We start from the raw sequence: 16644 nt of genomic DNA on the forward strand, positions 1-16644 counted from the left end.
CTTTGGAGCGCTATTGTTGGATTGCTCAACACAGCGAAAATGTGTTAATAACAATTTTAAGGAAGTGGGTTCAGCGCCTTGGGAAGGGGGCTGAATGGTAGAATGGTTTGGAAGTGAAAATGACTTTTTATAATACTATTTGTAATTCATTGCGTTCCGGAAGTCTGGTGGCTGCTTTTGTCGCCGTTGGCTCCGTTGCAAGCGCCACGACGATCGACTTCGATGTCGACCGTGGCTACACAAATGGCACAAACGAATACACAAGCACCGACGGCACGGTTTCCGTAGGTGTCGATGGCGTGCATGTGTCGAGCGACGGCACGATCCGGAACACCAGAAACTTCTGGACGTCCAGCTGGGACGGCCCCGGGGAGAACGGCGGCCTTGGCGTTTATGACTGCCGCTGGTCGAACCTGTGCATCGACAACAGCCAGATCGATGGTCGCGGACCCGATGAATTCGCGCTTCTCGATTTCGGCGATCTGGTTGTAGAGATCACCTCGGTGACATTCTCCTACTGGGATGCCAACGACACGTTCGCATATGGCGTCTACACTGACACTGATATTCCAGCGACCGCCCTGATTTACGAGCAGGACTTGGACGATGGCAACGCAAACCCCTACACCTACAGCTTCGGCGCGGGTGAGGTTGTTGGATCGATCATTGGATTTGGTGCAGACAGCTGGCGCGACAACTTCCGCCTGCAAAGCGTCTCTTTCGATGTGGTGTCGGCTGTGCCGCTGCCTGCTGGCGGTCTGCTGATCCTCACCGGTCTGGGTGGCTTGGCGATGATGCGCCGCCGCCGCAAAACCAGCTAATCAAAGCATACAGAGTTACTGATCTAGGCCAGCTTTTCAGCTGGCCTTTTTCGTTTGCAGTGACTTTGGCGCCGGAACTGGCATGCAGTTTCTACGGCGCCGAAATTAATCCAGTCAGATTTCACGAAACGGGTCAACTGAGCCACCTTCCGAACGATGTCGGCGGTAATGGCGACACGACCCAAAGATCAGCTCCTGGATGGCAAAAAACCGCTGAGGCTCAGGGTTGACTCCACCGGACGCGTCTAGGGTGCAAGCCGTCTTAACTGCCGCTTTTGACCCTAGCACCGATTTCCGCCCCTTGTGCACTCTATGATAGCGTGTCCCGTGCGAGGATCTTGGCCAAAGTGACGTAGCGGCGTGGACTTGCCGACAGTCACAGGTCGTACAGTTCAAAGGCGGAAACCTGGCATTCGACGTGCCGCTCCCGACGCCTCAGTGTCAGATGTCAAGCAGGTCACCGTTGGCATCGATCGACCGCCACAGCTGGCGTTGTACGCCGTCCGCTACCGGAACAATCTTGTACGACTGCCATGCATGTTGAACCGAGGGCATTCTCAGCGAACGCGCGTCACCAATGGGGGCCAACCCGGCTCACCCAAAGCCAGTGTGCTACAAAACCGACTATAACGCAGTGTTCCGCCAGCAGATTGGCGTCACTTGCCATGCCCGAAGCGCCCGGGCTGCATAGGCAATAACTTGCGCGGGAAACAGGGGACTTCCGCGCACGGCACAAGTGTTGGCCTGGCGCCATCGAGGCGCAGTCTGGTTGGATCGGACCAAGGAACCCGGCAGCGCCCAGACGCCCCTGCGAGCGTCAGACGATTCGCTGAACGCGCGATCATGATTCGGATGCAGCACCGCAGCACAGCAGAGGTTTCACGCCTTTTTCACGTACATTTCTCTGTACTTCGCGACAAAGATGAATCAATTCTATCTAAAGTTGTAACCTTCTGATTCGAAAACAAACCTTTTCTAAAAATTCGATCTTTTGAGCAAAATCACGCTCCTTTCCCCTTTGGAGCGTAGTTAAGAAATGGTAAAGATAGGACATGAGGGCAAGTCTGCGCCTGAGCGTAACGAGGACATTAAATTTATTTTTTGACGTGCCAGGTCTCTGCTGACTTGGCCGGGAGTTTTTCAAAATGACTATTCAACCCGTTAATTTCGACGGAAAATTTTCTTTTGCCTATCCGGTTCATTACCGCGACCGTCTGAACGGCTTCTACCACAATCATGTGAAACGCTGCTTGGATGTATTTCTGGTCGTGGTGGCTGCACCAATAGTCTTGCCCGTCGTCCTGTTGATGCTACTCGTGGTGGCGCTGGACGGCGGCAAGCCTTTGTACTCGCAACTGCGTGTCGGTCGGAACGGGCGGTCTTTCCGTATCTGGAAAATCCGCACCATGACCGTCGATGCGGATGAACGTCTGAATTCCTATCTCGCGGAAAACCCAGCGGCACGTGCCGAATGGAACGCCACTCAAAAGCTCAAGTGCGATCCACGCATCACCAAGATGGGTCGGTTCTTGCGCAAGTCGTCCATGGACGAACTGCCGCAGCTTTGGAACGTGCTGACCGGTTCGATGTCGTTGATTGGGCCCCGTCCCATGATGGTGTCGCAAAAGGCGCAATACCCTGGCGTTGCTTACTACTGGCTGCGTCCTGGCATCACGGGCCTGTGGCAGATTTCTGACCGCAACAACTGTGACTTCGCTGACCGGGCTCATTTCGATGAAACCTACGCGCGGACCATGTCACTGCGTACAGATGCGAATGTGTTGGCAAAGACCGTTTCGGTCGTACTCAAGGCAACCGGCTATTAACCTAGCGGTGTTTTGATCGAAACAGCTTACTGCGATCCGCTGCTACAATTGCTCCGCACTGCATGAGCGGCTACATATCGTTGTGTGATGGGTGGGCACTGCATTTGTGCCCACCTTGTTTTGCGAGTTTGGACACTGCATGCTGAAATCCCTGCGTAAACTCGGGCTGGCCCTTGGGCTGACCTTGGTCCTTGTGGCGTGCGACTCTCCGGAAGAACAAGCTGAGAAATACCTCGCCTCCGCGCTGGAACTGATCGACGCAGGCGACCCGGACCGTGCCGCCATCGAGTTGCGCAACGTGTTCGCGCTGGTGCCCAACCATGTCCCGGCCCGCGAAACCATGGCGCGGCTGATGCTCGATCAAAATGACAAAAGCGCGGCCTACGGGCACTATCTGCGCCTTGTCGAACAGGTCCCCGACCATCTTGAAGGGCGTATGCTGCTTGCGGAAATCGCCTTTGAAGCGCGCAATTGGGAAGAGTTCGTGCGCCACGGCAACAAGGCCGTCGAGTTGGCGCCAGAGGAGCCGCGCAACCAGATCATCGACCTTGCGTTGCGCTATCAGCAGACCATCGAAGATCGCGACGGCCCCGCGCGTGACGCCCTGCGCGATCAGGCCAAGACCCTCGCCGAAGATGCACCCGACAATGATGTCCTGCAGCAAATCCTCTTTGACGCCTATATGCGCGACCGCAATTTTGAACAGGCGCTGGGTCAGCTTGACCGGATGATTGACCGCAAGCCCGACAATCGCACTCTATACACCCAACGCCTGAACCTGCTGACACAGCTGCAGGATTTCACGGCGGTTGAGGCGCAACTTAAGGACATGGTCGACCGCTTTGCCGATGACGAGCGACCCAAAGAAGACCTGATCCGCTTCTACGTGGCCCGAAAAGAGCTCGACAACGCAGAGGCCTTCTTTCGCAGCATTGCCGATCCCGCGGCCGAAGACCCCCGGCTTTTCATCGGCTTGATCCAGTTCCTCGAAGATGTGCGCGGCGCCGAAACAGCCCGCACCGAATTGACGGCCGCCTTGGATGTATCGCCAAACCCCGACCGGCTTCGGGTGCGGCTGGCCATTATCGACTTTGAAGCTGGCACGCAGGACAAGGCCATCGATGACCTGCAAGCGCTCCTCGACCGGGACACCCCATCCGACAATGCCGACGAGATCCGGATCACCCTGGCCCAGATGCTTGTCCGTTCAGGCAACGCCGTCGGCGCGCAGCGTCTGGTCGATACGGTGCTGGAGGGGGATGAATCAAATGTCGCGGCGCTCAAGATGCGTTCGGCATGGATGATCGAGAATGACAACACGGACGGTGCCATCGCGATCTTGCGTCTGGTGCTGGATGCGGCGCCCAATGACGTGGCAGCCATCAACCTGATGTCGAACGCCTATGCGCGCGCAGGCAACCGCGATCTGTCCCGCGACTTCATGGCCCTTGCCGTTGATGCGTCCAACAACGCCCCCGCCCCTTCCCTGCGCTATGCCCGTACGCTGGCCGCCGACGAACGCTATCTGGCCGCCGAAGAGGTTTTGATCCCCGCCTTGCGCCGCGACCGGAGCAATCCCGACATTCTGGTGTTGCTGGGCGAGATTTATCTGGCCTCCGAAGACTACTCTCGGGCCGATCAGGTGTTGTCACGACTGCGCAGCCTTGGAACAGCCCGCACGCTGGCTGTCGCAAATGCGCTCGAGGCCCGCATTTTGGGCAGCCGCGAAGGGGTCGAACAAGCGCTTGGGTTCCTCGAAGAATTGGCCGCGCGCGAAGATGCTGGCGTGAACACACAGATTGCCTTGCTGCGCGCCCGCCTGAGTTCCGGTCAGACAACCAAAGCGCTGGCACAGGCCAAAACACTCGCCGCCGAAAACCCCGACAACCCCGCGCTCAAATTCATTCTGGCCGCGTCTCACGCCGCCAACGGTGCGCCTGATGTGGCCGAAACGCTGCTGACAGGGTTGCTGAAAGAAGACCCCAGCCGCATGCGCATCTGGACGCAGGTCTATCGGTTGCAGCGCATTCAAAACAAGAACGCCGAGGCCACCCGGACCTTGCAGGACGGTCTCGCCATTGATCCCGAAAACCGCACGCTGCTGTGGGCACAGGCGGTCGAACTGGAAGCCGCAGGCGATATCGATGGCGCAATCGCAAATTACGAGCGGATTTACGAAAACAATTCCGGTGATCTGATTGCGGCCAACAACCTGGCCAGCCTGCTCGCCACGCACAAAACCGATGACGCGAGCCTTGAGCGCGCCTGGACCGTGGCACGGCGGCTGCGCGACACAAATGAACCGGCGCTGCAAGACACGTATGGCTGGATTGCCTATCGCCGTGGCAGCGCCGAAGAAGCGCTGCCCTATCTCGAAGCCGCAGCATCCGCTTTGGCCTCGGACCCTATTGTTCAGTTCCACCTCGGCCAGGCCTACGGCGCCCTTGATCAACGCGAGGCGGCCATCGCCCAATACAACCGCGCACTCGAGATTGCAGGCGCTGACGACACACGCCCGCAATTCGACATCGCCCGGTCAGAGATCGCCCGTATTGAGGCACTGCCCGCGCCGGTCGAAGAGTAAAGCGGTTCTGCACAACGCCACAGGCGCGTACCAAAAGCATTGCATAGCGGATCAGCACGACCCAATTGCGGCTGAAGTGGCTGGCAGTGTTAAACACTGCATCCCCCAGTGTCCGACACTGAACCAACCTATCACCCCGCCGCTCATCCCCACGAAAAAACCCCGGCGCGTGTGCACCGGGGTCAGTTTCATAACCGAGGGGAGGATGGTTATATCTTACCAGTCCGATGGACCTTTTTCTGCAAAGGCATGGACCAGAAAATCAATGAAGGCACGGACCTTGGGCTGCGTGAACCGACCCGGAGGGTAAACCGCATAGATGCCTTGGGTTTCCATGGGCAAGTCGGGAATGGCGTCCTCGACCAGACCTTGCTCCAGCGCGTCCGCATAGAGGAAGCTGGGTAGGTATGCGATACCAAGGCCCGAAATCGCGGCGTTCAGCAGGGATTGCCCGTCATTCACACTCAGCCACCCGGCGGTGCGCACTTGACGCTTTTCGCCCGAGGGCGCGGTCAGCTTCCAGACATTGCCCGACGATTGGTTGGAGTAATGCAGCAGCTTGTGTTCGTTCAGATCGTCAATCTTTTCAGGGCGACCGTATTGCTCGAAATACTTCGGGCTCGCGATCATACGCTTGGTCGTTTCGGTCAGCTTCCGGGCGCGCAGGGTGCTGTCTTCCAGCTCTCCGATGCGGATCGCCATGTCGAACCCTTCAGAGATCAGTTCGACATACCGGTTGTTCAAAACCATGTTGACGGTGATGTCCGGGAAGTCGGCCAGAAACTCCGACAAACGCGGCGACAGGTGGTTCACACCAAAGTCGGTCGCAACCGAGATACGCAACAGGCCCGAAGGTGCCGATTGCATGGAGGTCACCAACGAATCCGCCTCGCCCGCATCATTCAGAACACGGCGGGCGCGGTCGTAATAGGCCAGACCAATCTCGGTCGGGCTGACACGGCGGGTGGTGCGGTTCAGCAGGCGGGCGCCAAGCCGCGCCTCCAGCGACGACACGTGCTTTGAGACGGCGGATTTCGAAATCCCCATCTTCTTGGCCGCGTCGGTAAAGCCACCCTGGTCCACGACCGTGGCAAATGCTTCCATCTCGGTAAGGCGATCCATGCCTGCTGCCTCTCAATCCATGCTTGTTGAGGATCAGGTATGCGGGCGAATAAAGGCACGATCTGGGCGGGGGTGGGATAATATCGCGGTGATTGCAGGGATCGTTGATGGCATGGAAACGACGCCAAACGGCTCAGGTGGCGATATCCGTGCTCCAGCTTTGGAAGGTCTCGGCCTCTTCGGCCAGGGGCACGGTGTCCGTTCCACCGATCAGCAAAAAGCCGTATCCGGGTGTGTTCCAACGGGCCAGCCCAAGCCCCTCGGCCTGCCCCATATCCACCGGTTTCGCATCCGGTCCCGACGGAAGGATGCACAAGGCCACAGGCGTGCCATCGGCGCGGGCAAACGCAATCTGGATCAGCGGCTTGCCGCGGAACCCAAGCACCTGCGCCCGCTTGAAGGTCAGATCACCAGCGGCGGGAAGCGCACTCAGATCCAACCCAATCGCATCGGACACAGAGGCCAGCTGCAACGCAGCCTCCGCAGGCGAAGGATTGTCCACGGCCAGCGTCTCGGCTGTGTAAAGCGCCTGATAGGAGGCCACGAAAGACACCCACCCGCGTGGGGCGGGTTCTTCGGGTGTGCCGAAGCCCGCGAACATCGCAACGGCCAGACCGGCAGCCAGACCAGTGGCAAAGGTGCCGATGCCAAACCCCCAGCGTCCCCGCGGGGACGGGGCGGCCACAGGCTCGGGCAATGCAGGCATCGGCGGGGCGTCTTGCAACAGCGCCTCATAGGCTTCGGCAATCGGGGCGAGCGGCACGTCCAACGCGGCCATCTGCTCGGCCACGGACGGATCAGCGTCCAATGCAGCCTCGATTTCGGCCTGCAGGGCATCGTCCGCTTCCCCATCCAGGAAAGCGGTCAGCTCCTCATCCGAAAATCTGCGCATGTCCGTCATGTCGCTTTTGCCTTTCCCTCGGCCATGTCGGTGTTCAGTCGCTTCCGTGCAGCGGCCAAACGGCTCATCACCGTGCCGATCGGGATTTCCATAATCTCGGCAGCTTCCTTGTAAGCATACCCTTCCACATAGACCAGAAAGACAGCCTGACGCTGGGCCTCTGGCAATGCGTTCACTCTATTCAACACGTCACGGGCCAGAATATTCACTTCCGCCCCCGGAGATGTGTCGGGAAGGTCAATGTCCTCGACAGGAACCAGCCCACCGCCCGTCCGCACCTTGCGCGAGCGCAGCTCGTTCAGCCACACGCGTTGGGCCATTCGGAACATCCAGCGGTCCAGATGGGTGCCCGGTTCGAACTGCTCGGCCTTGTCCAATGCGCGCAGGCAGGTGGTCTGCACCAGATCGTCGGCCCAATCCTTGCGCCCGGTCAGCGCAACAGCATAGCGCCACAGCCGCGGATAGACCGCAGCCATGCCGTCGCGCACGATGCTGACGGATGTTTGAGATGCGCTTGTGATTAGACCTGTCCCACGGTGTTACTTTGCTCCGAGATCACCATGCACCGGAGGAAATGTGAAATGAAATCATTTGTCAAAACCGTGACAGTTTCGGCAGCAAATGCACAGTCCGAGTGCACAGGTCACCATTACGCCTGCAAATGCCACGGCGTCAGTGTGATACTGGCTGCCGGCGATACCCTTACGTCGCTGCTAGGTGCGCCCCTTGGCGGATCGCTGATGTCCCCGCAGGGACAGCCTTGAACACCACGCCCAATCAGATCCACTTGAGCCAGCGCAGCACCCACACCGCGCCAACCGACATCGCCACCAACCCCGCACACAGCGCTGCAAAGGCCCATGACGTGTTGATACCGGGCATGCCTGCCACGTTCACCCCGAAGAGACCGGTGATGAACCCCAAGGGCAGGAACACCGCCGCAATGATGCTCAGAACATAGCCGTTGTGGCCTTGCAATAGCGCCGCTTGGGCCGTGTGGTGATCCTGCACAGCGGTCATGCGCGCGATCAGCCCTTCCAACTCTTCGACGTTCAGCTTGGCAAGGTTTGCCTGTTCGCGCAGCAGGTCACGTGCGCTTTGGGACATCAGCGGGCTGTCGGTGCCCACAAGCGCCACAAGGGCGTCGCGTTGCGGGGCGAGGTAGCGGCGCAGGCGGATCGCCATGCGCCGTTCCTCGGCCAGTTCGGGTGGCAGGGGACTGTCGTCGTCCTGCACGCTGTCCTCCATCCCGTCCACGCGTCCCGACAGATCGAACACGGTGTCCTGCACGCGCCCCATGAGGCGGGTGGACAGGGACGAGACAAACATCATCGGTGTGGCGGGTGCATAGCCCTGTGCTGCATCCTCGCGCAGGGTGTCGAGGGCAAAGACCTGTCGCATCCGCACCGTGACCACCAGGTGCGCCGTGACCCACATGCGCACCGCGACCATCTGGTCTTCGGGCCCGTCATCGGTCAGGTTCACGCCCCGCAGGTTCAGCATCAGGCCGTCACCGAACCGGTCCGCGCGGGGTCGGGTTTCGGGTGCCACAAGCGCCGCCGCCGGGATGGCGGGCACGTGCGTGTCCAGAAATGCGGTCAGGTGCGGGTCATCCAGATCAAAATGCGCCCAGCGATAGCCCCCCTCGGGCGGCGCGTCGGCCGTTGCCACGTTGGATCCGTTCGCGGTGATGTCGAAGGCAAAGACTGTCATGTCGGCACGCTACCCACGCCGTCCTCGCGCGGCAACCGTCAGGCGATGGCGGACGACACGTCCGCCTTACGGGCGTAAGGCGGATCCTGATCCGCCCTAGAGGGTGGCCGCCAGCCGTGTGCCCTGATCAATGGCGCGCTTGGCGTCCAGTTCGGCTGCCACATCCGCGCCGCCGATAACGTGGCATTGGATGCCCTCGGCCTCCAGCGCGTCGGCAAGGCTGCGGTCCGGCACCTGGCCTGCGCACAGGATGATGTCGTCGGCTTCGATCAGCGTGGGGTTCTCGCGTGCGTCGCCAAAGGACACGTGCAGGCCGTGTGCGTCGATGCGCTCGTAATTCACGCCGCCCACGAACTCCACGTCCTTCATCTTGAGCGCGGCACGGTGGATCCACCCGGTTGTCTTGCCCAGCCGCTTGCCGTGTTTCTCGGCCTTGCGTTGCAGCAGCGTCACCGCGCGCGCGGGCGCGTCGGGTTGTGGTCCCTGCGGGGACAACCCGCCGCGATGTTCCTCTGTGTCGGCCACGCCCCATTCTTCCATCCATTCGGGCAGGTTCTCGGTCGGGCTTTCACCTTCGTGCACAAGGTATTCCGACACGTCGAACCCGATGCCGCCTGCGCCGATGACGGCGACGCGTTTGCCCGGTGTCGCGCGCTTGCGCAGCACGTCGATATAAGAGTGTACGTTGTCGCCATCCTGTCCGGGAATGCCGGGATCGCGCGGCAGAACGCCGGTGGCGATGATCACTTCGTCAAAGCCCTTGAGCGTGTCCACGTCGGCTTCGGTGTTCAGCTTCACGGTTACGCCCATCTCGTCCACCATGGCGCGGTACCAGTCGACAAGGCCCCAGAACTCTTCCTTGCCCGGCACCTGCTTGGCCATGTTCAGCTGGCCACCGATCTCATCCGCGCGGTCGAAGATGGTGACGGCATGCCCGCGTTCCGCAGCAGTCAGCGCGGTGGAAAGGCCCGCAGGCCCTGCCCCCACGATGGCAATGGATTTCCTTGTCCCCGCGGGGACGATCTGCAACTCGGTTTCATAGCACGCGCGCGGGTTCACGAGGCATGAGCTGATCTTGCCCGAGAACGTGTGGTCGAGGCACGCCTGATTGCAAGCGATGCAGGGCGCGATCTGGGCCGCATTTTCTTCCATCGCCTTGCGCACGAAATGCGCGTCCGCGAGCATGGGCCGGGCCATTGAGACCATGTCGGCGCAGCCCGTGGACAGCACGTCCTCGGCCACTTCGGGCGTGTTGATGCGGTTGGAGGTGATCACGGGGATGCCCACCTTGCCCATCAGTTTCTTCGTGACCCATGCAAAGGCCGCGCGGGGGACGGAGGTGGCGATGGTGGGAATGCGCGCCTCGTGCCAGCCGATGCCGGTGTTGATGATCGTGGCGCCTGCCTTTTCGATTTCCTGGGCGAGTTGCACGACCTCGTCATAGGTCGAGCCGTTGGGCACGAGGTCGATCATCGACAGGCGGTAGATGATGATGAAGTCGGTGCCGACTTCTTCCCGCGTCCGGCGCACCACTTCGATAGGCAGGCGCATGCGGTTTTCGTAGGAGCCGCCCCAACGGTCCGTCCGCTTGTTGGTGTGGGTGACGAGGAACTGGTTGAGGAAGTAGCCTTCGGACCCCATGATCTCGACCCCGTCATAGCCCGCCTTTTTCGCGCGGCCTGCGGTGGCGACGATGTCGCTGATCTGTTTTTCGATGCCTTCTTCGTCCAGTTCCGCAGGCGGGAACGGGGAGATGGGGGATTTCACGGGCGACGGGGCAACGCACATGGGACCGTAGGCATAGCGGCCTGCGTGCAAGATCTGCATGGCGATCTTGCCGCCGCTCTGGTGCACGCGGTCTGTCACGATGGCGTGGTTGGCGACATCCTCGTCCGTCGTCATCATGGCCGCGCCCGGCAGCACGGAGCCTTCGAGGTTGGGACCGATGCCGCCTGTGACCATCAGGCCAACCTCGCCCCGTGCCCGTTCGGCGTAGAACTCGGCCACGCGGTTCCAGTCCTTGGTTTCTTCAAGTCCGGTGTGCATGGACCCCATGAGCACGCGGTTCTTCAGGGTCGTGAACCCGAGGTCCAGCGGTGCGAGCATGTGTGGATAGGCTGTCATGGTGTCCTCCCAAGGCGTGACGTTCCCTTGGTTTCAGGTATAGCCCGCGGGATGTCACGTGCAACGCGGCGTCATGGGGACGGGCTGTCCCCGCGGGGACAGGTTTGTGTTTGCGTTTGGGGCTTGCCACTGTGGGTTGCGGTGGGACGGAGATATGGGACGGCAAAGGGCGCTGTTTATTGCCGGGGACATAATGGAGCGGGCGGTGGTGTGATGAGTGAGGCAACGGATATGCACCTGCGCGGCATGATTGCGGGTGAGGCGGATGCGCTGGGGCGGGTGATGTTTCGGGCTGTGCGCGAAGGGCAGAGTGATTACACGGATGCGCAGCGCCGCGCCTGGTGTTCCGCGCCGCCAGCGGGAGATATCTGGGCCGCAAAGCTGGAGCGGCAAGTGACGGTTGTGGTCGAAGCGCAGGGCGCGCCGGTTGGGTTCATGACCCGCGAAGGGGCTTATGTCGATCTCGCCTTTGTTCTGCCCGAGTGGCAGGGGCGCGGCGTGTTCTCTGCCCTTTTTACCCGGGTCGAGGCGGATGCCCGCGCGGCGGGGCTGCGCCGGGTGTGGGTCCATGCATCGCTGATGGCGGAGCCTGCATTTGCGGCGCGGGGTTTTAGTGTTATCCGGCGGGAGACTGTTGAGCGGCATGGTCAGAGATTGGACCGTGCCGAGATGGAGAAGGTGCTGACATGACCGGTGACGAGATCGCAAAGCTGCCCTACCGCAAGAATGTGGGGGTCATGGTGATGAATGGGGATGGCCTTGTCTGGGTTGGCCAGCGCACGGACCGGTACAAGGATGCCTGGCAGATGCCGCAAGGGGGCATCGACAAGGGCGAGGATGCGCGGACGGCGGCTTTGCGTGAGTTGGAGGAGGAAACCTCGATCCCGGCGGCGCAGGTCGAAGTGGTGGCCGAAACCGCCGAATGGCTTCCTTACGAGTTGCCCCATGATCTGATCCCGAAGCTGTGGAAGGGCAAGTATCGCGGCCAGAAACAGAAGTGGTTTCTGATGCGCTTTACCGGGGCGGATGACATCATTGATCTTGAGACGGCGCACCCTGAGTTTTCGGCGTGGAAGTGGATGACCCCTGCGGACCTGCCGGATGCGATCGTGCCGTTCAAACGCGATGTCTATGTTCGCGTTCTAGCTGAATTCGCGCCGCATATGTCACATGATATTGCATAACAACGGGCCAGTGCCCCATGTCTTTCGAGGTTGAGCGGGCCATCTCCCGCTCCTTGGTAGAGGCGGGGCGCGGTGTGCGAGTTTTAGGTGCTTTGTTGGCGGTTTTACCGTGTCCCGTCTTTGCCTTGTCCTGCCTGCCGCACGGGGTGACGAACGCCTATCAGGAGGCAGCGGCGGCCGAGGACGGATATGTGCCGGTGCTGGGCACGCTGGCGTTTGATCCGGACCTGTTGCCCGAAATGGACTTGTCGAAGCCGCAACAGGGGGGCGGTGTGACCCTGATCCCCGCGACCTTCAAGGGCGAGGCATTGACCGTGCGCGGTGTGAGCCAGCCCTTCGAGACGGATGTGGTGCTTGAGGTGCAGTGCTTTGGCCCGTGGTGCCCGCAGCCCGCACCGGGCGAGATGCTGGGGTTTCTGCGCCAGACCAGCCACAGCTATGTGCTGCACACCAATGCCTGCGGCGGATTTCTGTTCGGACGTCCGACGGACGAACAGGTGGAACAGGTCAAGGATTGCCTGGCGGGGCGTGAGTGCTCTGCACAGGCGCGCCCATAGCTGTCGTCACTGACAACTGGATTTGCAGCGGCAGCCCTGATTGCCTGATTTCAAGGATCAAAGATCGGGACGTGCGGTGCCAGCCCGCGGTCGTAGCCGAAGGTGAGGCGCGGATCGTCTGCCACCTCGATCTTCTGGCGGATGGGGGTGAAGCCCGAGCGTCGGTAGAATCCCAGCGCCTGCGGGCTGTCGAGTGTGCAGGTGAAGACGTGGAACCGGTTGATCGGCTCTGCCCACGCGGCCTCGATGGCGGCGTTCATCAGGAAGCGCCCAGCGCCTGTGCCGATCAATGCGGGGATGAGCCCGAAATAGACCAGTTCGCATTCACCGTCTGTCCGAAAATCAAGTTCGAGCAGCGCGCCGTCTGTCCCGTCCTTTTGCAGGGTGTAGATGTGCACCTTCGGGTCCGACAGCACGGTGTCGATTTCTGTATCAGGCAGCTTCATGCGCCCGAACCAGAGCCAGTCTGCCCCAACGGACATGTAGAGCGCGCGGTACCAAGGCACGGCTGGCGTCTGGATGCGGGTCAGCATCCAGCCGTCTGGCACCGGGACATCGCGCGTTTCGGGCCGCGCCCGCATCTCAAGCTGCGTGACAACCGTGGCGACCTTGCCCTTTGGCACGTCATGGTATCCGTCGGTGAGCATCTGTCCGGTCTCTCCCAACTGGTTTTGCCGTTTGCGGCACCGCCCGCCTAGAGCAGGCCTGCGCCGGCAAATTGCTGTTTCATGTCGATCTGCGGGCGGGGGCCGATATGGCTGATCACTTCGGCAGCACAGAGGTTGCCCATACGCCCTGCAACGTGCAGGTCCGCGCCGGTGGCGAGGCCGTAGATGAACCCGGCGGCGAACTGGTCGCCTGCGCCTGTGGCGTCCACGGGCGTGATCGTTTCGACCGGGATGTCGTGGCGTTCGCCGTTCCCGATGATCGTGACCCCGTCACCGGATTTGGTGCAGACCAGCAGGTCGATCATGTCAGCGGTCTTGTTCAGCGCCGTTTCCAGATCGTCGATTTCGAAGAGGGATTTGATCTCGTGTTCGTTTCCGATGACGAAGTCCAACTCGTTCCCGATCATGTCGAGGAAGTCCGCCCGGTGCCGGTCAACGCAGAAAGGGTCGGAGATGGCGATGCCGGCCTTGCCGCCTGCCGCGCGTGTCAGGCGGGAGGCTTGGCGGAACGCGTCTTTGCCCTTGTCCTTGTCGAAGAGGTAGCCTTCGAGGAACATGATTTCGGCACTGGAGGCCACGTCTTCCGGCACATCATCGGGGCCAAGTTCGGTCGAGATGCCCAAATATGTGTTGAGCGAGCGTTCACCGTCAGGCGTGACGAAGATCATGCAGCGCGAGGTTGGCAGTTCGCCGTCTGGGATGGGCGCGTTCACGAAATCGGTGCCGCTTTGTGCCATGGATTGCGCATAGAACCGGCCAAGCGCGTCGTCGTGCACCCGCCCGATAAAGGCGGTGGGCAGACCAAGCGCGCCGACGCCTGCGATGGTGTTGGCCACGGCCCCGCCCGGCGTTTGCAGCCGTTCCGTCATGGAGGCATAGAGCACCTCGCCCCGGTCCTGTTCGATCAGCTGCATGATCCCCTTTTCGATCCCCATGAGATCGAGAAAGCTGTCATCGGCATGGGAAATCACATCGACAACGGCGTTGCCGATGCCAGCGAGCGTGTACTTGGTCATTCGGTTTTGTCCTCAAACGGGCAGAGATCTTTGATGATGCAGGTGGGGCATTGCGGCTTGCGCGCTTTGCAGTGGTAGCGTCCGTGCAGGATCATCCAGTGGTGGGCGTGAAGCTGAAAATCGGTCGGAATGTTGTCTTCGATGGCGCGTTCGACCGCGTCCACGGTTTTGCCGGGTGCGATGCCGGTGCGGTTGCCGAGGCGGAAGATATGCGTGTCGACGGCTTGGGCCGGGTGGTGCCACCACATGTTCAGCACCACGTTGGCCGTTTTGCGCCCGACACCCGGCAGCGATTGCAGGGCGGCGCGGGAATTGGGGACCTCTCCGCCATAGTCGTCGACGAGGATCTGGCTAAGCTTCATCACGTTCTTGGCCTTCTGGCGGAAGAGGCCGATGGTCTTGATGTGGTCCGTCAGCCCGTCGATCCCGAGGTCGAGCATCTTTTGCGGGGTGTCGGCCACCTGAAACAGCGCCTTGGTGGCCTTGTTCACGCCTGCATCGGTGGCCTGCGCCGACAGCGCCACAGCCACGACAAGGGTGTAGACGTTCACATGGTCAAGCTCGCCCTTGGGTTCGGGGTCTGCGTCCTGAAACCGGGTAAAGATCTGACGGATGGTGTGATAGTCGAGTTGCTTGGCCATGGCGCGGGGTTATGGGGGAGATTGCACATGCGGGCAAGTGTGGTGCGCGCGGGACGATTGGAATTTTGGTGCCAAACGCTTCGCTTAGAAGATCGAGTTGCGTCTATCCGCCGGTTTGCCAGCCAGAGGGCGCGCATTTCCGAAAACAGTTAACGCTGCAAGCGCTGGCTGGTATGGCATGGAAGAACGGTTAACAAAGTGTTAATCCCTCGCCTCGAATTACCAGTGGATATGAGTTCATGCCAACAACGACGAATGTGATCAACGGCGGTCTGACGATCAACGAGATCGGGTCAGACCCCACCGGCACGCCCGGGTTCGATACAGATGGCAGTGGCGATATCAATCCGTTGGCCGATGAATTCATCGAGATCATCAATGTGTCGAGCGCGCCAATCTCGCTTGCGGGTGTAGAGCTGTGGGAAGACCAGTTGGTGCATAGCTTCACCGGCGGCACGTTGGGCGCTGGAGAAACCCTCCTCATTCTGGACAATACGGCAGACCTCGCCTCGGCGCAGGCCGCGAACCCGAGCTCCACGATCGTTTTGGCCAGTGGATCGCTGGCGATTGCGAATGCGGGCGACGGTTTGGCGCTGGTTGATACAACGTCAGGGGACTACGTGGCCTTCAACTACGGCGACGCTGTTGGCGGTGATCAGGCCTCTGACACCAGCGGGTTTCCGGGCACCAACCTGATCGGAACGGACAACACGGCACTGACCCCCGACGGCCAATCGATCCAGCGTGATCCGGCGGGCGATGACAACATCGTTGCGGGCGATGCAACGCCCGGGCTTGTGTGCTTTGCCGAAGGGACGTTGATCAGTGGCCCGACGGGCGAGGTCCGGGTCGAAACGCTTGAGATCGGTCAAAAGATCCTGACGGCGTCAGGGCACCTGTGCCGTGTTCACTGGATTGGGCGGCAAACCGTGCAGCCCGGGTCCGCCTTGGTGCCTGCCAAGATGGAGCCTGTGCGCATCCGCGCCAGTGCCTTGGGCGATGCGGTGCCGCACAGTGACCTGATCGTGACGGCGGAACATGGCTTGATCATTGATGGCCTGGTCATCAATGCAGCGGCGCTTGTGAATGGCACAACTGTCCAGTGGGTTCCGGCGGCGGAGCTTCCTGCGACCGTAACCTACTATCACGTCGAAACCCTGCACCACGATGCAATCCTTGCAAATGGTGCGGAGACGGAAACATTTGTCGATTATGTTGGGCGCAGTGCGTTTGACAACTACGCGGAATATGTCGCGTTGTATGGGTGCGACCGTGTCATTCGTGAAATGGACCGTCCCCGTATCTCAGCCGCGCGCCTTGTGCCGGAAGAGATCAAGGCGCGTTTGCGCACGGCGGAAAGCGCCCCGGACGTTGGTTTGCCGTATCCTGAATTGAGGATCGGTTCCTCCGGACGGTAAGTGCGGTGCAGGCCTCGTCAATGTGAGGGCCACGGCATGGGTCAGCGGACCGCGGCCTTGCAAAACAAC

At 60.7% G+C, this 16644-nt stretch carries 15 protein-coding genes; 7 read left to right on the forward strand and 8 right to left on the reverse strand.

From position 1 onward, the window contains the following. Positions 1-167 precede the first annotated feature (167 nt). The 3 genes from Q1A32_RS02330 (at position 168) to Q1A32_RS02340 (ending at position 5231) form a co-directional block, all read left to right on the forward strand. Entirely contained in the window at positions 168-821 is a 654-nt protein-coding gene (locus tag Q1A32_RS02330) for a VPLPA-CTERM sorting domain-containing protein (RefSeq protein ID WP_299648947.1), read from the forward strand. Between the two features lie 1145 nt (positions 822-1966). Beyond that, positions 1967-2647 carry a sugar transferase gene (locus tag Q1A32_RS02335; protein ID WP_299648950.1) on the forward strand — a complete coding sequence of 227 codons (681 nt, stop codon included), beginning with the start codon at positions 1967-1969 and terminating at the stop codon, positions 2645-2647. Positions 2648-2786: 139 nt separating this feature from the next. After that, positions 2787-5231: a tetratricopeptide repeat protein gene (locus Q1A32_RS02340; RefSeq protein ID WP_299648953.1), complete on the forward strand. Its 2445-nt coding sequence runs from the start codon at positions 2787-2789 to the stop codon at positions 5229-5231. 216 nt (positions 5232-5447) lie between these two features. Here Q1A32_RS02340 and Q1A32_RS02345 read toward each other — a convergent pair whose 3' ends face one another. From Q1A32_RS02345 to Q1A32_RS02365, 5 genes are all read right to left on the reverse strand, one after another. Continuing rightward, complete coding sequence (locus Q1A32_RS02345) at positions 5448-6353, reverse strand: LysR family transcriptional regulator (protein WP_299609815.1); 906 nt, start codon at positions 6351-6353, stop codon at positions 5448-5450. A 133-nt stretch (positions 6354-6486) separates the two neighbouring features. After that, complete coding sequence (locus Q1A32_RS02350; protein WP_299648956.1) at positions 6487-7254, reverse strand: anti-sigma factor; 768 nt, start codon at positions 7252-7254, stop codon at positions 6487-6489. Continuing rightward, a complete protein-coding gene (locus tag Q1A32_RS02355) occupies positions 7251-7730 on the reverse strand; it encodes an RNA polymerase sigma factor (RefSeq protein ID WP_299609810.1) in 480 nt (159 codons plus the stop codon). Before Q1A32_RS02355 ends, Q1A32_RS02350 begins: the two co-directional genes overlap by 4 nt. 301 nt (positions 7731-8031) lie before the next feature. Continuing rightward, positions 8032-8967: a zinc transporter ZntB gene (locus tag Q1A32_RS02360; protein WP_299648959.1), complete on the reverse strand. Its 936-nt coding sequence runs from the start codon at positions 8965-8967 to the stop codon at positions 8032-8034. A 96-nt stretch (positions 8968-9063) separates the two neighbouring features. Continuing rightward, positions 9064-11091 carry an NADPH-dependent 2,4-dienoyl-CoA reductase gene (locus Q1A32_RS02365; RefSeq protein WP_299648962.1) on the reverse strand — a complete coding sequence of 676 codons (2028 nt, stop codon included), beginning with the start codon at positions 11089-11091 and terminating at the stop codon, positions 9064-9066. Positions 11092-11304: 213 nt separating this feature from the next. Here Q1A32_RS02365 and Q1A32_RS02370 point away from each other — a divergent pair, with 213 nt between their 5' ends. From Q1A32_RS02370 to Q1A32_RS02380, 3 genes are read left to right on the forward strand one after another with little or no spacing between them, the layout of a single operon-like run. Then, positions 11305-11781 (forward strand): GNAT family N-acetyltransferase, encoded by a 477-nt coding sequence (locus tag Q1A32_RS02370; protein ID WP_299648965.1) that lies wholly within the window; start codon positions 11305-11307, stop codon positions 11779-11781. After that, positions 11778-12275, forward strand: a complete 498-nt coding sequence (locus Q1A32_RS02375; protein WP_299609799.1) for an RNA pyrophosphohydrolase — start codon at positions 11778-11780, stop codon at positions 12273-12275. The genes Q1A32_RS02370 and Q1A32_RS02375 overlap by 4 nt, the downstream gene beginning before the upstream one ends. A gap of 17 nt (positions 12276-12292) precedes the next feature. Next, positions 12293-12832, forward strand: a complete 540-nt coding sequence (locus tag Q1A32_RS02380; RefSeq protein ID WP_299648968.1) for a hypothetical protein — start codon at positions 12293-12295, stop codon at positions 12830-12832. Positions 12833-12882: 50 nt separating this feature from the next. Here the strand turns inward: Q1A32_RS02380 and Q1A32_RS02385 are convergent, their stop codons facing one another. The 3 genes from Q1A32_RS02385 to nth are packed head-to-tail and all read right to left on the reverse strand — an operon-like array spanning position 12883 to position 15157. After that, positions 12883-13479: an N-acetyltransferase gene (locus Q1A32_RS02385; protein WP_299648971.1), complete on the reverse strand. Its 597-nt coding sequence runs from the start codon at positions 13477-13479 to the stop codon at positions 12883-12885. A 47-nt stretch (positions 13480-13526) separates the two neighbouring features. Further along, positions 13527-14516: an adenosine kinase gene (locus tag Q1A32_RS02390; protein ID WP_299609791.1), complete on the reverse strand. Its 990-nt coding sequence runs from the start codon at positions 14514-14516 to the stop codon at positions 13527-13529. After that, positions 14513-15157 (reverse strand): endonuclease III, encoded by a 645-nt coding sequence (gene nth / locus Q1A32_RS02395; RefSeq protein WP_299648974.1) that lies wholly within the window; start codon positions 15155-15157, stop codon positions 14513-14515. The genes Q1A32_RS02390 and nth overlap by 4 nt, the downstream gene beginning before the upstream one ends. A gap of 239 nt (positions 15158-15396) precedes the next feature. Between nth and Q1A32_RS02400 the strand changes: the two genes are divergently transcribed. Beyond that, positions 15397-16575: a Hint domain-containing protein gene (locus Q1A32_RS02400; protein WP_299648977.1), complete on the forward strand. Its 1179-nt coding sequence runs from the start codon at positions 15397-15399 to the stop codon at positions 16573-16575. Positions 16576-16644: the final 69 nt, after the last annotated feature.

It is taken from the genome of uncultured Tateyamaria sp. (assembly GCF_947503415.1).
Taxonomy (GTDB): domain Bacteria; phylum Pseudomonadota; class Alphaproteobacteria; order Rhodobacterales; family Rhodobacteraceae; genus Tateyamaria.

Bases quoted from the DNA above. Each gene is read 5' to 3' on its own strand.
- Q1A32_RS02400 (WP_299648977.1), top strand. From the start codon at position 15,397: ATGCCAACAACGACGAATGTGATCAACGGCGGTCTGACGATCAACGAG.
- Q1A32_RS02380 (WP_299648968.1), top strand. From the start codon at position 12,293: ATGTCTTTCGAGGTTGAGCGGGCCATCTCCCGCTCCTTGGTAGAGGCG.
- Q1A32_RS02360 (WP_299648959.1), bottom strand. From the start codon at position 8,967: ATGACAGTCTTTGCCTTCGACATCACCGCGAACGGATCCAACGTGGCA.
- Q1A32_RS02390 (WP_299609791.1), bottom strand. From the start codon at position 14,516: ATGACCAAGTACACGCTCGCTGGCATCGGCAACGCCGTTGTCGATGTG.
- Q1A32_RS02350 (WP_299648956.1), bottom strand. From the start codon at position 7,254: ATGACGGACATGCGCAGATTTTCGGATGAGGAGCTGACCGCTTTCCTG.
- Q1A32_RS02340 (WP_299648953.1), top strand. From the start codon at position 2,787: ATGCTGAAATCCCTGCGTAAACTCGGGCTGGCCCTTGGGCTGACCTTG.
- Q1A32_RS02365 (WP_299648962.1), bottom strand. From the start codon at position 11,091: ATGACAGCCTATCCACACATGCTCGCACCGCTGGACCTCGGGTTCACG.
- Q1A32_RS02355 (WP_299609810.1), bottom strand. From the start codon at position 7,730: ATGGCTGCGGTCTATCCGCGGCTGTGGCGCTATGCTGTTGCGCTGACC.
- nth (WP_299648974.1), bottom strand. From the start codon at position 15,157: ATGGCCAAGCAACTCGACTATCACACCATCCGTCAGATCTTTACCCGG.
- Q1A32_RS02385 (WP_299648971.1), bottom strand. From the start codon at position 13,479: ATGCTCACCGACGGATACCATGACGTGCCAAAGGGCAAGGTCGCCACG.
- Q1A32_RS02370 (WP_299648965.1), top strand. From the start codon at position 11,305: ATGAGTGAGGCAACGGATATGCACCTGCGCGGCATGATTGCGGGTGAG.
- Q1A32_RS02345 (WP_299609815.1), bottom strand. From the start codon at position 6,353: ATGGATCGCCTTACCGAGATGGAAGCATTTGCCACGGTCGTGGACCAG.
- Q1A32_RS02335 (WP_299648950.1), top strand. From the start codon at position 1,967: ATGACTATTCAACCCGTTAATTTCGACGGAAAATTTTCTTTTGCCTAT.
- Q1A32_RS02375 (WP_299609799.1), top strand. From the start codon at position 11,778: ATGACCGGTGACGAGATCGCAAAGCTGCCCTACCGCAAGAATGTGGGG.